This window comes from Acinetobacter sp. YH12021 (assembly GCF_013420145.1).
GTDB lineage: Bacteria > Pseudomonadota > Gammaproteobacteria > Pseudomonadales > Moraxellaceae > Acinetobacter > Acinetobacter towneri.
Genome location: NZ_VOYT01000014.1, coordinates 17,271 through 30,436, shown reverse-complemented (window position 1 = coordinate 30,436; position 13,166 = coordinate 17,271). Strand labels below are relative to the sequence as shown.

At 43.2% G+C, this 13,166-nt stretch carries 15 protein-coding genes and 1 pseudogene; 11 read left to right on the top strand and 5 right to left on the bottom strand.

Going from position 1 to position 13,166, the window contains the following annotated elements:
- Positions 1-161: 161 nt before the first annotated feature.
- The 5 genes from FTT91_RS10855 to bioD all read left to right on the top strand — a co-directional run bounded on the left by FTT91_RS10855 (position 162) and on the right by bioD (position 4,895).
- Positions 162-893, top strand: a complete 732-nt coding sequence (locus FTT91_RS10855; RefSeq protein ID WP_096902085.1) for an alpha/beta fold hydrolase — start codon at positions 162-164, stop codon at positions 891-893.
- Between the two features lie 99 nt (positions 894-992).
- A complete protein-coding gene (gene bioA / locus FTT91_RS10850) occupies positions 993-2,276 on the top strand; it encodes an adenosylmethionine--8-amino-7-oxononanoate transaminase (protein WP_180169411.1) in 1,284 nt (427 codons plus the stop codon).
- Positions 2,273-3,430 carry an 8-amino-7-oxononanoate synthase gene (locus FTT91_RS10845; RefSeq protein ID WP_180169402.1) on the top strand — a complete coding sequence of 386 codons (1,158 nt, stop codon included), beginning with the start codon at positions 2,273-2,275 and terminating at the stop codon, positions 3,428-3,430. The genes bioA and FTT91_RS10845 overlap by 4 nt, the downstream gene beginning before the upstream one ends.
- Before the next feature lie 8 nt (positions 3,431-3,438).
- Positions 3,439-4,248: a malonyl-ACP O-methyltransferase BioC gene (gene bioC, locus FTT91_RS10840; RefSeq protein ID WP_180169401.1), complete on the top strand. Its 810-nt coding sequence runs from the start codon at positions 3,439-3,441 to the stop codon at positions 4,246-4,248.
- Positions 4,245-4,895, top strand: a complete 651-nt coding sequence (gene bioD, locus FTT91_RS10835) for a dethiobiotin synthase (RefSeq protein ID WP_178319274.1) — start codon at positions 4,245-4,247, stop codon at positions 4,893-4,895. Before bioC ends, bioD begins: the two co-directional genes overlap by 4 nt.
- 367 nt (positions 4,896-5,262) lie before the next feature.
- On the opposite strand, the pseudogene rluB reads toward bioD, so the two are convergent.
- The 5 genes and pseudogenes from rluB to FTT91_RS10810 all read right to left on the bottom strand — a co-directional run.
- Positions 5,263-6,183: pseudogene (rluB, locus tag FTT91_RS10830) on the bottom strand (23S rRNA pseudouridine(2605) synthase RluB); the annotation flags it as partial.
- A gap of 41 nt (positions 6,184-6,224) precedes the next feature.
- Positions 6,225-6,818, bottom strand: coding sequence for an SMC-Scp complex subunit ScpB (scpB, locus tag FTT91_RS10825; RefSeq protein WP_096902078.1), 594 nt, complete (start codon positions 6,816-6,818; stop codon positions 6,225-6,227).
- On the bottom strand, positions 6,815-7,609 hold the full coding sequence (locus FTT91_RS10820) for a ScpA family protein (RefSeq protein ID WP_180169400.1): 795 nt from the start codon (positions 7,607-7,609) through the stop codon (positions 6,815-6,817). Before FTT91_RS10820 ends, scpB begins: the two co-directional genes overlap by 4 nt.
- Positions 7,610-7,843: 234 nt before the next feature.
- Positions 7,844-8,461 carry an L-threonylcarbamoyladenylate synthase gene (locus tag FTT91_RS10815; RefSeq protein ID WP_168525101.1) on the bottom strand — a complete coding sequence of 206 codons (618 nt, stop codon included), beginning with the start codon at positions 8,459-8,461 and terminating at the stop codon, positions 7,844-7,846.
- Positions 8,462-8,552: 91 nt separating this feature from the next.
- Positions 8,553-9,215, bottom strand: a complete 663-nt coding sequence (locus tag FTT91_RS10810; RefSeq protein WP_104853112.1) for an elongation factor P hydroxylase — start codon at positions 9,213-9,215, stop codon at positions 8,553-8,555.
- Between the two features lie 98 nt (positions 9,216-9,313).
- On the opposite strand from FTT91_RS10810, the gene FTT91_RS10805 reads away from it, so the two are divergent.
- From FTT91_RS10805 to lysM, 6 genes are all read left to right on the top strand, one after another.
- The gene (locus FTT91_RS10805) at positions 9,314-9,871 is read left to right on the top strand and encodes a DUF177 domain-containing protein (RefSeq protein WP_179993626.1); all 558 of its coding nucleotides are present in this window, start codon (positions 9,314-9,316) and stop codon (positions 9,869-9,871) included.
- 76 nt (positions 9,872-9,947) lie between these two features.
- Entirely contained in the window at positions 9,948-10,133 is a 186-nt protein-coding gene (gene rpmF, locus FTT91_RS10800; protein WP_000290730.1) for a 50S ribosomal protein L32, read from the top strand.
- A gap of 204 nt (positions 10,134-10,337) precedes the next feature.
- Positions 10,338-11,324, top strand: a complete 987-nt coding sequence (gene fabD / locus FTT91_RS10795) for an ACP S-malonyltransferase (RefSeq protein ID WP_096902067.1) — start codon at positions 10,338-10,340, stop codon at positions 11,322-11,324.
- Positions 11,321-12,055 (top strand): 3-oxoacyl-ACP reductase FabG, encoded by a 735-nt coding sequence (fabG, locus tag FTT91_RS10790; protein ID WP_019837736.1) that lies wholly within the window; start codon positions 11,321-11,323, stop codon positions 12,053-12,055. The genes fabD and fabG overlap by 4 nt, the downstream gene beginning before the upstream one ends.
- An 83-nt stretch (positions 12,056-12,138) precedes the next feature.
- Entirely contained in the window at positions 12,139-12,375 is a 237-nt protein-coding gene (gene acpP / locus FTT91_RS10785) for an acyl carrier protein (RefSeq protein WP_001279871.1), read from the top strand.
- Between the two features lie 248 nt (positions 12,376-12,623).
- Positions 12,624-13,097, top strand: a complete 474-nt coding sequence (lysM, locus tag FTT91_RS10780) for a peptidoglycan-binding protein LysM (protein ID WP_004972325.1) — start codon at positions 12,624-12,626, stop codon at positions 13,095-13,097.
- Positions 13,098-13,166: the final 69 nt, after the last annotated feature.

Sequence of the window (13,166 nt, the reverse complement as noted above, 5' to 3'; positions counted from 1 at the left end):
CCGATTTATGATAAGTCGGGTTTTTTTATAGATCGGTTTTTATAGATTGGCTTTTTTATATCAATTGGTTTTTTTAAGGATGTATCTTGGTGCTTTGCAGATGTCGATTGAGCCGATTCAGTATTATACTGAGGTGATTTTCTAACTTGAGAGCAAGCCACGTGCAACAACAGATTTTATTGATTACAGGCTGGGGCGGTGGTACTGCACTCTTAAATCCGTTACAGCAAGCCTTAACTGCACAAGGTTTTCGGGTTGAGCTCATCAATATTTTTAACGCTACTGATGCTCAAGTCATGCAGCAACAGGTTGAATTTGCACGTCAGTTTGATGTAATTATGGGCTGGTCACTGGGTGGGCAATTGGCAACGCTACTGGTCGATGCGATTGCCAGCCAATATGCAGGATATAAAACCTTAATTACCATTGCATCCAATCCGTGTTTTGTTGCACAAGCCGATTGGGATACCGCTATGCCACAAGCCACGTTTGCCCAGTTTAAACAATCTTTTGCACAAGACCCAATTCTGACCCTAAAGCGTTTTGGTTTTATGGTGTGTCAAGGTGTCACTAGTAGTAAAACCGACCTATTACAATTACAAAGTTTGGTTCAGCCACAGCCACAATCTTTGCTTCAACACGGTTTGGATTTATTGGAAAACTTAAACTTGGTGACTAAGCTTAAAAATTATACAGGTCTGCAGTATCATCTTTTTGCCGAGCAGGATGTTTTAGTTGATTGCAAAGTTGCAGCTAAACTGCAAAATTTAGCTGCAAAGTTTTTAAGCGTAGATGTTTTGCAAGGCTCGCATGGGCTGCCATTGTTCCATGCCGATGAGTTGACTAGCAAAATCTGCCAATATTTACAGAAAAACCCGCCAACAGGTCCATAAGTGACAAATCTCGCAATTTATTTTATCTGTAGACAGGTTTAAGATTTAGCACATCAAGTTTTTTACAAGATCAAGGATGATGGTGGGATGACAGAACAGATGGATTTGGCTTTTGATCGTGAACATCTTTGGCATCCTTACACCTCTATGACTCAGCCCTTAACAACCTTTAAGGTTAAGCGGGCATTTGGCAGCACCATTGAACTTGAAGATGGTCGCCAGTTGATTGACGGCATGTCATCGTGGTGGTGCGCGATTCATGGCTATAACCATCCTGAGCTGAACCGTGCTGTGACTGAGCAACTCGACAGTATGGCGCATATCATGTTTGGTGGATTGACCCATCGTCCTGCTATTGAGTTAGGGCGTTTGTTGCTCGAAATTACCCCACCGAGTTTAGATAAAATTTTTTATGCAGATTCAGGCTCCGTCGCCGTTGAAGTGGCGCTGAAAATGGCGGTGCAATACTGGACTGCACAAGGCAAAACTGAAAAAACCAATTTTATTACCACCCGTTCTGGCTATCATGGCGATACATGGAATGCCATGTCGGTTTGTGATCCTGTTACAGGGATGCATCAGGTTTTTGGCTCAAGTTTGGCGCGTCGTTATTTTGTATCTGTACCACAAACAGGTTTTGACCAAGAGTGGAATCCTGCCGATATTGCAGAATTGGCACAAAGTTTGGCCGAGCATCATCAACAGATTGCCGCCATGATTATTGAGCCGATTGTGCAAGGTGCAGGCGGCATGCGTTTTTATCATCCTGAATATTTGCGTCAAGCCAAATTGCTCTGTGAACAATATGATGTGTTGTTAATTTTTGATGAAATTGCCACAGGTTTTGGGCGTACAGGCAAGTTGTTTGCATGGGAACATGCTCAGGTCGAACCCGATATTATGTGTATCGGCAAAGGGCTGACAGGCGGTTATATGACTTTGTCTGCCACATTGACCACGAAGCATGTTGCAGAAATGATTTCGCAGGGTGAGGCAGGTGTGTTTATGCATGGCCCGACCTTTATGGCAAATCCACTGGCTTGCGCGGTTGCAGTAAAAAGTACCCAATTATTATTAGAACAAGACTGGCAAGCCAATATTCAACGTATACAACAGCAACTTGAACAGCATTTAACACCATTGGCTAATTTGGCATGGGTGCAGGATGTGCGAGTTTTAGGTGCAATTGGTGTGGTAGAACTTAAACATGCTGTCGATATGCAAAGCCTGCAACAAGAATTTGTGCAACGTGGTATTTGGGTACGTCCTTTTGGTAAATTGGTCTATGTGATGCCGCCGTATGTGATTACAGCAGCAGAACTAAATACTTTATTGCAGCAATTGGCTGAGGTGGTGACAGGTATGCAAGGAGCGAGCGCATGAGTTTACTCGATCACTATGCAGAACAGCTTGATCAGCTTCGCCAACAGGGCAATTTTCGTCAATTTCGCAGCAATCAGCAGCAAGGTAAAACAATTGAAATTCAGCAACAGCAGATGCTGAATTTATCTTCCAATGATTATTTGGGTTTAGCCGCTGACTTGCGCTTACGTGAACAGTTTTTTGATGAAACACCGAATGCACAGCGTTTAATGAGTGCATCTTCATCACGTTTACTGACTGGAAATTTCCCTGCCTATGAACAGCTTGAAGCCACATTAACGCAATTATTTCATGGGCGAGCTGCCTTGCTGTTTAATAGCGGCTATCACATGAATATTGGTATTTTACCTGCATTGGCAGATGCGAAAACCCTAATTTTGGCCGATAAACTGGTACATGCCAGCATGATTGACGGCATTCGTTTGTCATCTGCCAAATATTTGCGTTATCGGCATAATGATTTGGCACATTTGCAGCAATTGCTGATGCAATATCATGCTGATGACAATTATGAACGCATTATTGTGGTGACTGAATCCATTTTTAGTATGGATGGTGATGAAACTGATTTAGCCGCATTGGTCGCGCTGAAACAGCAGTTTGCCAAAGTTATGTTATATGTCGATGAAGCACATGCGATTGGTGTGCGTGGGCAGCAAGGTTTGGGCTGTGCCGAACTATATGACGTGATTGATGCCATTGATTTTCTGGTCGGGACGTTTGGTAAAGCTGTTGCTTCAGTTGGGGGATATTTGATCTGTGATCCGATTATCCGCGATTACCTGATTAATCGAATGCGCCCGCTAATTTTTAGTACCGCACAGCCACCTATTTGTATGGCATGGACGCAGTTTATGCTGAATCAGATTGTGCACATGCAGACACAGCGTCAGCATTTGGCTGCTTTGAGCTTATATATGCAGCAGGGGATTCAGGCCAAAGGTTTTACCTGCCCATCGACTTCGCAAATTGTACCTGTGATTATTGGCGACTCTACTGCAACTGTAAGCAAAGCCCAACAGTTACAGACTGCAGGTTTTTATGTGATGCCTGTACGTCCGCCGACTGTACCGCAAGGCAGCTCACGACTGCGGATTTGTTTAAATACGCAATTTGAAACGGCAGATTTAACACAGTTACTGGATTTGCTTTGAGTGTGCGTATGCGTATAGATAAGGCACAAGTGGCACAGCGTTTTGCCCGCGCTCATCAGAGTTATAAAACGCATGCCGTGGTACAGCAGCAAATTTGTCAGCAGTTAATGGCAAAAATGCAGCAATATATTGTGCAGCAAAAGTTGTCAGATCAACCTCAGCCTTGCTTTGAAAACGTCTTGGAAATCGGCTGTGGTTCAGGGAATTTAACCGACTTGCTACTGCGTGAATTTCAAATTCAACACCTGATTTTAAATGATTTATATGCCGAAGTGTTAAAAACCTATCTGTATCATCCGCAGTCAACTACTACGCAAATACATGGCTTAATTGGCGATATAGAACAGCTCGATTTTCCGCAGTCTTTGGATTTAATTTGTTCGAGTTCGGCTTTGCAATGGGTGGAAGATTTTGGAGCATTATTGTGCAAGGCGAATCAAGCGTTAAAGCCGCAAGGGTATTTGTGCTTTTCGACGTTTGGCCCTCAAAACTTGACTGAAATTAAGCAATTAACAGGTCAAGGCTTACATTATTTGAGTATGGATGCGTTACAACAACAGCTTAAACAGCAGGGCTTTGAAGTATTACACTGTTCAGAGCAGCTTGAATCATTAAGTTTTGAACATCCCAAACAGATTTTGCAGCATTTAAAAGCCACAGGTGTCACGGGTACAGCACAAGGGCAGCGTTGGAACAAAACGACTTTAACCGAATTTTATCGGGGCTATGAACAGTTTAGTCAGCAGCATAGCTCACAGCAAAAAAGTTATACGCTCACGTATCATCCTATTTATTGTCTTGCACGGAGAATGCCATGACAGCTCAAGTCTATTTTGTGAGTGGTATTGATACAGGGATTGGCAAAACCTATGCCACGGGTTATTTAGCCAAGACCATGAATGAACAGGGTATTCAGACCATTACCCAAAAACTGATTCAAACAGGCAATCAAGACGTTTCAGAAGATATTGAGCAGCATCGTAAAATTATGGGCAGTGAATGGTTGCCTGAAGATGATGACAAGCTCACCATGCCTGAAATTTTTAGTTATCCTGCTTCACCGCATTTGGCTACACAAATTGATGGTCGTGAGATTGATTTTGCTAAAATTGAGGCTGCAACTGCGCAATTGGCGGCAAAGTATGATGCGGTATTATTGGAAGGTGCAGGCGGGCTCATGGTGCCGCTGACCACAGACCTGCTCACCATCGACTATATTGAGCAAAAACAGTATCCTGTTATTTTGGTGAGTTCTGGTCGTTTGGGCAGTATTAACCACACTTTGCTCAGTTTGGAAGCTTTAAAAACACGTGGTTTGAATTTGCATGCATTGGCATATAATTTGAACGATGAATCACAAGACCCTTTAATTTCGCAGGATACTGCCAAATATTTAAAAAATTATTTGGCAAAAAGCTTTCCAAAGGCACAGTGGATTGAAATTCCTGTATTGCCGAATATCTAATCCTTATTATTTTTTTCCAACAAATTTGCCCAATAAAAAAGCCACACATTCATGTGTGGCTTTTTATCAATTTGGCATATTTCAGCTTTTAGAATTTTTTAAAGCTTTTATTGCCAAACGGTTTGCGTGGTGCATTTTCGTCACGGCGTTCACGGTTGCCGTAGCTGTTACCATCCTGACGTGGTTCTCGGTTGCCGTAGCTATTGCCATCTTGATGACGTTCACGGTTGCCATAGCTGTTACCATCTTGGCGACGTTCACGGTTGCCATAGCTGTTGCCATCTTGGCGACGTTCGCGGTTGCCATAGCTGTTACCATCTTGACGACGCTCACGGTTGCCGTAACTGTTACCGTCTTGGCGTGGTTCGCGGTTGCCGTAACTGTTACCGTCCTGACGACGTTCACGCGGTGCAAAACCTGTGTTTTGTGCAGCTTCTTCGGTGTCACGACGTTGCTGACGCAAGAAACCACCACGACGAGCCGCCAATGGTTTTTCCTGCATACGCTCATTGCGACGTTTTGCCATGCCGTACAAACCTGTGCCTTGACGTGGTTTTAACTCAACCGCTTTGGCAAGGTTATCGATGTCATTTTTATCTAATTCCATCCAGCGACCTGTACGCAATTCACGCGGTAAAATCACGGTACCGTAACGAGTACGTAATAAGCGGCTGACTTTCAAACCTTGTGATTCAAAAATACGGCGAACCTCACGGTTACGACCTTCTTTAACCACCACTTGATACCAGCGGTTAATACCATCACCGCCAATTTCAGAGAAAGATTCAAACTTGGCAGGGCCGTCATCTAGCACGACACCGCGCAGCATGTTGTTTTTCAGTTGTGGCGTCACTTCACCCATAACGCGAACCGCATATTCACGTTCAATTTCGTTAGATGGGTGCATTAAACGGTTGGCGAGTTCACCATCATTGGTAAATAACAATAAGCCTGTCGAGTTAATATCCAGACGACCAACCATCACCCAGCGATCATTTGCAATTGCAGGTAGGTTGTCAAATACAGTTGGGCGCTGTTCTGGGTCATTGCGTGAGCAAATTTCGCCTTCTGGTTTGTAATAAATCAGAACACGACGACGAATTTCATCTTCAATTTGGAACTGAACTTTACGACCATCGATGCGAAGCTCATCACCTGGTTCGATTCGTTCACCCACTTGGGCAACTTGGCCGTTGACACTCACACGACCAGCGGCAATGACTTCTTCCATATAACGGCGAGAACCCAAGCCTACTCGTGCGAGTACCTTTTGCAACTTTTCACTCATGACAGCACAACCTTAGAAATGATCATCAACAGTTTACCTATTCAAGACACAGACGCAGATGCATCGAGTGCCATGAAAGCTTCCTTGGCATCCTGTAGGGGAGGCAATTGGCTTAAGGAATTCAAGCCAAACGCATTTAAAAATTGGGGCGTTGTAACTAACAACGCAGGTCTTCCTGGGAGTTCTCGAAAGCCAGATTCCTTAATCCAGTTCCAGTCAAACAATGTACGTAAAATTTGACTATTGTTTGATACTCCGCGAATTTGTTCAATATCTGCACGGGTCACAGGCTGGTGGTAGGCAATCACGGCCAATATTTCCAGCATAGAGGGTGAAAGTCTAGTCGGACGTTCAGGCCACACCTGTGTAATAATTGTACGATACTTTGCCCGCACCTGAAAACGGAAACCTTGTGCGGTTTCGATCAGTTCAATCGAGCGACCATGTTGTAACATGGCCAATTGTTGTAAAAACTGGCGTAATTGCGCTTTGCTATATTTATCTTGAAAAGCTTCTTTCAGACGCGCTAAAGACACAGCACTGTCACTGGCAAAAATAATTGCTTCGAGTTGCATCAGCACTTCATGCTGTTGTTCGCCTTCAGACAAGCTCGAAATTATGGGTTCTGGATTCATGCCTGCGCCCCTTGAATGCTCAATGGTGCTTCAATCCCACTGCTGATAATGCACACTTTTTGCTGGCGAGTCAGTTCTAAAATCGCCATAAAGGTCACAACCATGCCCATGCGTCCCTGACTTGGTTTTAGCAACGCATCAAAACTCAGTACTTCACCCGATGCGAGTTTGGCTTCAATAAATGCAATCCGTTCTTCAAGTAAAACAGGTTCTTGCAAAATTTGATGGGTGACAGGTTCAGGACGATTAAAAATGCAGAACAAGGCATCACGTAATTGATCGGCTGCATAGCCGACATTATTGACTGCGGTATGCCCTAAGCTAAGATTGGTAGCAAAAGTATCGCGTTCTAAAACAGGCATTTGCCCCAAGCGTTCAGCTGCTTGTTTGACTCTTAAATAGGTTTCTAAACGGTCAATCAGCTCTTGTTTTGGGTCTTTTTCAATGCTGCTGATACTGGCAGGTTTAGGCAACAATAGGCGGGATTTTAAATCGGCCAGTAATGCCGCCATCACCATATAATCGGCAGTCAGTTCAATATTTAGCGATTTCATGGCATCCATATACGACAGATATTGCGATGCAATCGGGGCAATATCTAACTGGAGTAAATCGAAGCCATTTTTTTGAATCAGGTAAATTAGAAAGTCGAGTGGTCCTTCGAAATGCTCTAACAGAATTTCAAATGCTGCAGGAGGAATATATAAATCCTCTGGAATCGACTCTTGCCATTCATCTAACACACGAATGTGTTGGGCAGGTTCCATCGCATTGTGGAGGGATTGATTCATTACAGTATTGGGCCACGCGAATTTTCAAAAGCATGCAAACGCTATTTCCGCTTTAGATAGGAGGAGCGGTAGAGAAATAGCACAAAATTAATAGCGGCTAGTCTAAAGGATATCGTGGTTGAAATAAATCTGTTCTACAGCCAAATGTCAAAAAAAGCCAAAAATAAATAGGGGTATTTTCTTGGGTGATGATATTGCGAAGGTAATAAATACAGGCGTTAATAAAAGGAGTGCTTATTCAAAAGCACTCACATCACCCACACCACGACGTACAATTTGCGGGCTGTCACCCGACAAGTCCACAATACTGGTGGTGCTGAGTGTGCCTAAGCCACCATCAATCAGTACATCTATGCGTTTGCTGAGCTGTAAATCAATCTCGTAAGGATCATCTAAAGGGTCTTCCTGACCTGGTAAAATCAGGGTACTGGTCAGTAAAGGTTCACCCAGCTCTTTCAGCAGCATGCGGCAAATTGGATTGCTTGGAATACGCAAACCAATGGTTTTTTTATTCGGATGCATTAAGCGACGTGGCACTTCACTGGTCGCAGGTAAAATAAAGGTCGTCACCGCTGGGGTATTGTTTTTTAGTAGACGATACATGGCATTGTCTACTTTGGCGTAGGTGGCAATGTCAGATAAATCGGCACAAATAATGGCGTATTGGTGTTTAGCACCTAAACCACGAATTTGTGAAATACGCTCCATCGCATTTTTGTTACCAATCTGGCAACCAATTGCATAGGCAGCATCGGTTGGATAAACCACCACATCGCCCGCGCGTATGCGTTCAACCGCTTGGCTGATGAGACGCGGCTGCGGATTTTCAGGATGTACTCTTAAATGCAACATATGAATTCCCTCAGTGCGTAATTGTGTTCGTCGCTTCATTATGAAAGGGGATGGATGTCACTTGCAATCATTGCCCCATGCTTTATTGCATTTAATCTAGATTTTTACGTTCAAATTCTTCAATTTGTAATGTTTTGCCACCTCGGGTACAGTAACAAATACATTCAATCAAGCGTTTTGCATCGCGTGGTAATTTGGCTTCGCCATTAAAATAACGCTGCACTTGTGCAAAGACATTGTCTTTAAAAGTGCTGCCATCTCCACCTTCACCCGTCAGGTTGTCTAAAGACACGCGGAATTTACGCCCAAACGCTTGAGCAAACAGCCATTCTATTGCCTGCGGCTTTATTTCGACTTGTTCAAACAAGGCTTGTTGTTCTTGAGTGCGACCATCGGGGGCATACCAATAGCCTAAATCGGACAATAGGCGGCGTTGTTCACCTGCAATGGTCCAGTGGCTAATTTCATGCAGTGCACTATTAAAGAAGCCATGCGCAAATTGAATTCGTGCAGGTTGGTCTGTTGTTGCAGGAAAGTACTCAGGTTCAAAGTCACCTTTGACCAAGTTCACATTTAGGTGGGAAAACCAGTGATTAAAGTGTAAGATGAGCCAGTCCACCTGTTCCGCTTCTGTATTCAGTTTGGCCCAGTCCGAGAGTTGCACTTGGGGGGGCGAAGTGTCAGAATTGGTGGTTGGAAGTGTGCTCACAAGTGATGAAAAATTCACTTCTGTTTGCGGCTGCAACAGATGCATGACTGTGTTACCCAAAATTGGTCTGTCTAAATAAGTACAAAATTGTATCTTAATCTTTGACAGAGTACTGATGAATTTGTAGAATTGCCGCCTTAATTATGTCAGCAAATACCTTTCCGGCACAGATTGAGCCGTTTAAATGGGCTGAACAGGGCTTTACATGGTCAGGTAACCTGCCATTGTCTCGCTTTGCTCGTATCGCCCGTGAAGCTGTTGGATCAATTGATGATCAATTGGTTAACATAGACTGTAAGCTATCAATGGATGCGTATCATCGCATTGCATGGCTAGATGGTCATATTGAAACGAAAGTTCCAATGGAATGCCAGCGTTGCTTGGGTTCTGTAGAAATAGACCTCGTTTCAGATTTTCATCTAGCTCTTGTGGATGATGAGTCACTGATAGAGCGCTTGGATGAGGATGCTGATTTCATTGTTTTAGGTGAAAGTGAAGCCACCTGCAAAGGCGATTATGACTCGCCAGCGACGGCTAATTTACTGACACTTATAGAAGATGAATTGTTATTGTTGTTGCCTTTATCTCCTAAGCATGATGCTTGCGAGCATAAGCATCAACCTGCCATTCAGAACATTGCTGAAGAAAAACGTGATAATCCGTTTGATGTTTTGGCAAGTTTGAAAGGTAAACTTAACTGAAAATTATGTTATAATTTCCAGTTAAGACAACTCAATTTGTTCTGATCCATTTTTTCGATCTTTGTAAGGAGCCATCATGGCCGTTCAGCAAAACCGTAAAAGTCGCTCTCGCCGTGACATGCGCCGTTCACATGACGCTTTAACCGAGAATGCATTAACTGTAGACCAAGCTACTGGTGAAACTCATCGTCGTCACCACGTAACTAAAGATGGTTTCTACCGTGGTCGTCAATTATTCGCTAAAGCAGCAGATGCTGAATAATTGGTGATGTATTAAGCGTCAAGCTTAGTAGAAAAAATGGGAGCGTAAGCTCCCTTTTTTTGTGCCCGATTTTTGTTGTATTTGGCAATTACTAAAAGCAAAATTAAGTGTTAAATTTTCGCTCCATAACTGAGCTTACATGAGAAGGTGTGGATTGTAGCTGCTAAAAACTACAATTTGCGCATCTTAATTAAAGGATTTTTTATGTCTGCTAAACGACTCGAGCAAGCAGCTCAAGCCACTAAAACTGCATTTGTCTTTCCTGGTCAAGGCTCACAAAAAGCCGGTATGTTGGCTGAGCTTGCAGAACAGTTTAGCGGTGTGCGCGAAACATTTGCAGAAGCCTCTGAAGCAATTGGCTTTGACTTATGGCACATTGCACAAAGTGGTGAAGGTTTAGACCAAACAGAATTTACTCAGCCGGTATTACTCACTGCAAGTATCGCATTATGGCGTGTGTGGTTAGAGCTGGGTGGTGTTGCACCAAAATACTTGGCAGGGCACTCATTAGGCGAATACAGCGCATTGGTTGCAGCAGGCAGCCTAAGCTTGGGCGATGCAGTCAAATTGGTGAACTTACGTGGTAAGTTAATGCAAAATGCTGTACCACAAGGGCAGGGCGCTATGGCGGCTATTTTGGGTCTTGAAGATGCCAAAGTGCTAGAGCTATGTGAACAAGTCAATGTGCAAGGTCGTGGCTCGGTAGAAGCAGCGAACTACAACGCGCAAGGCCAAGTCGTGATTGCAGGCGATAAAACTTTAGTCGAAGCTGTGATGGCATTGGCTAAAGAAAATGGTGGCAAAGCTATTGCACTGCCTGTATCTGTACCTTCGCACTGTTCATTGATGAAACCTGCGGCAGAACAGTTTGCACAAGCTTTGGAACAAACTGCCATTGAGCTACCGCGTATTCCTGTAATACAAAATGTCAACGCTGGAATCGCGGCAGATGTTGCGCAATTAGGTCAGGCACTTACTGCGCAATTGTATCAATCGGTGCAGTGGACACAAACTATGCAATATCTACAAGATCAAGGTATTGAATATATCGTGGAATGTGGCCCAGGCAACGTATTGGCGAATCTTGCGAAGCGTTTACCGAATATCGAAAAAGCATTCCCACTCGACACACAAAGTCGTATGGAAGATGCACTAAATGCCATTTTAGTGGCAGAAGGGAAAATTGCATGACACAAGAACGTAAAGTTGCATTAGTCACAGGTGCAAGCCGAGGGATTGGTGCAGCCATCGCTCAGCAACTCATTCAAGACGGTTTTTTTGTGGTAGGTACTGCCACTTCTGAAGCGGGCGCAGAAAAATTATCGGCAAGTTTTGCAGAAAACGGTGCAGGTAAAGTATTGGATGTCCGTGATGGTGCAGCCATTGATGCCTTAGTTTCTGACATTGAACAAAGCTATGGTTCAGTTTTGGTATTGGTCAACAATGCGGGTATCACCAAAGATAATTTGTTACTGCGTATGTCAGAAGATGATTGGGATGACATTCTCAACATTCACTTAAAGGCAGTTTACCGTTTATCTAAACGTGTCTTGAAAGGCATGACCAAAGCACGTTTTGGACGCATTATTAATATTAGTTCTGTGGTGGCACATTTTGCGAACCCAGGACAAGCCAACTATTCTGCGGCAAAAGCCGGTATTGAAGCATTCAGCCGAAGCCTTGCCAAAGAAATGGGCAGTCGTCAAATTACAGTAAACTCGGTTGCGCCGGGCTTTATTGCAACTGAAATGACAGATCAGTTAAGTGAAGAAATTCGCAAAAAAATGAGTGAGCAAGTGGCATTAAACCGTTTAGGTGATCCACAAGATATCGCAAATGCAGTGAGTTTCTTGGCTTCTGACAAAGCCGGTTACATCACTGGTACAGTGTTACACGTAAATGGTGGTTTATACATGAGCTAAGCTCAAGTATAAACTTTCAAAATTTTATAGATTCAATTAAACTAACGGCATTAAAAACGCCACAAGCAATGAGGAGAATTCCTGTGAGCGATATCGAACAACGCGTTAAACAAGCGGTTGCAGAACAACTTGGTCTTAAAGCTGAAGAAATCAAAAACGAAGCATCTTTTATGGATGACTTAGGTGCTGACTCTTTAGACTTAGTAGAGCTTGTAATGTCTTTCGAAAACGATTTTGACATCACAATCCCAGACGAAGATTCTAACGAAATCACAACAGTTCAATCAGCAATTGACTACGTAACTAAAAAACTTGGTTAATTGTTGATTTCAGCACTGCTGAAATGAAAGCCACCGCAAGGTGGCTTTTTTATGTGCTGGAGTTTTTAAAATAAAACATGAAAAACGGCTTGTTTTTTGAATATGTGATGCAGTTTACATTTTGTTACCAAGCTAATGTCTAATCACAACCGAAGTGGCTTATTTTTTAGTTATAAATAAATGAGAACATCGTGCTCATGCAAATGAGTGACGCTTTATAACAGCAGAAAAGAAAATAGGAGTACCTCATGGGTCTTTTTGATTTTGTAAAAGGGATTGGTAAGAAAAATACAGCACCTGCAGAGCCACAAGCTGCACCAAGCACACCTGCAGAACCATCAGCACAAGAAATTGCCAATAAACTTTTGGGGCATGTGAAAAGTTTAGGCTTACCTGTGACAGGTTTATCGGTGAGTTATAACGCAACTACTGACTTAGCGACAGTGCGTGGACAGGTCAACAGTCAGGCAGACCGTGAAAAAATTATTCTTGCAGTGGGTAATATTGACCATGTTGCACAAGTAGATGATCAACTCACAGTTGCAACCCCAGAACCAGAAAGCAAGTTCTATACAGTAAAATCAGGCGATACCTTATCTAAAATTTCTAAAGAATTTTATGGGGATGCCAACCAATACAACAAAATCTTTGAAGCTAACCGTCCATTACTAAAAAATGCCGATGACATTTTCCCAGGACAGGTGTTGCGTATTCCTGCATAAATGTGAGCAGCCTGAATAAAGGCGCGTGATGCGCCTTTCTTTATTTTGTTTTTTGTCGTTTTTGGGCTG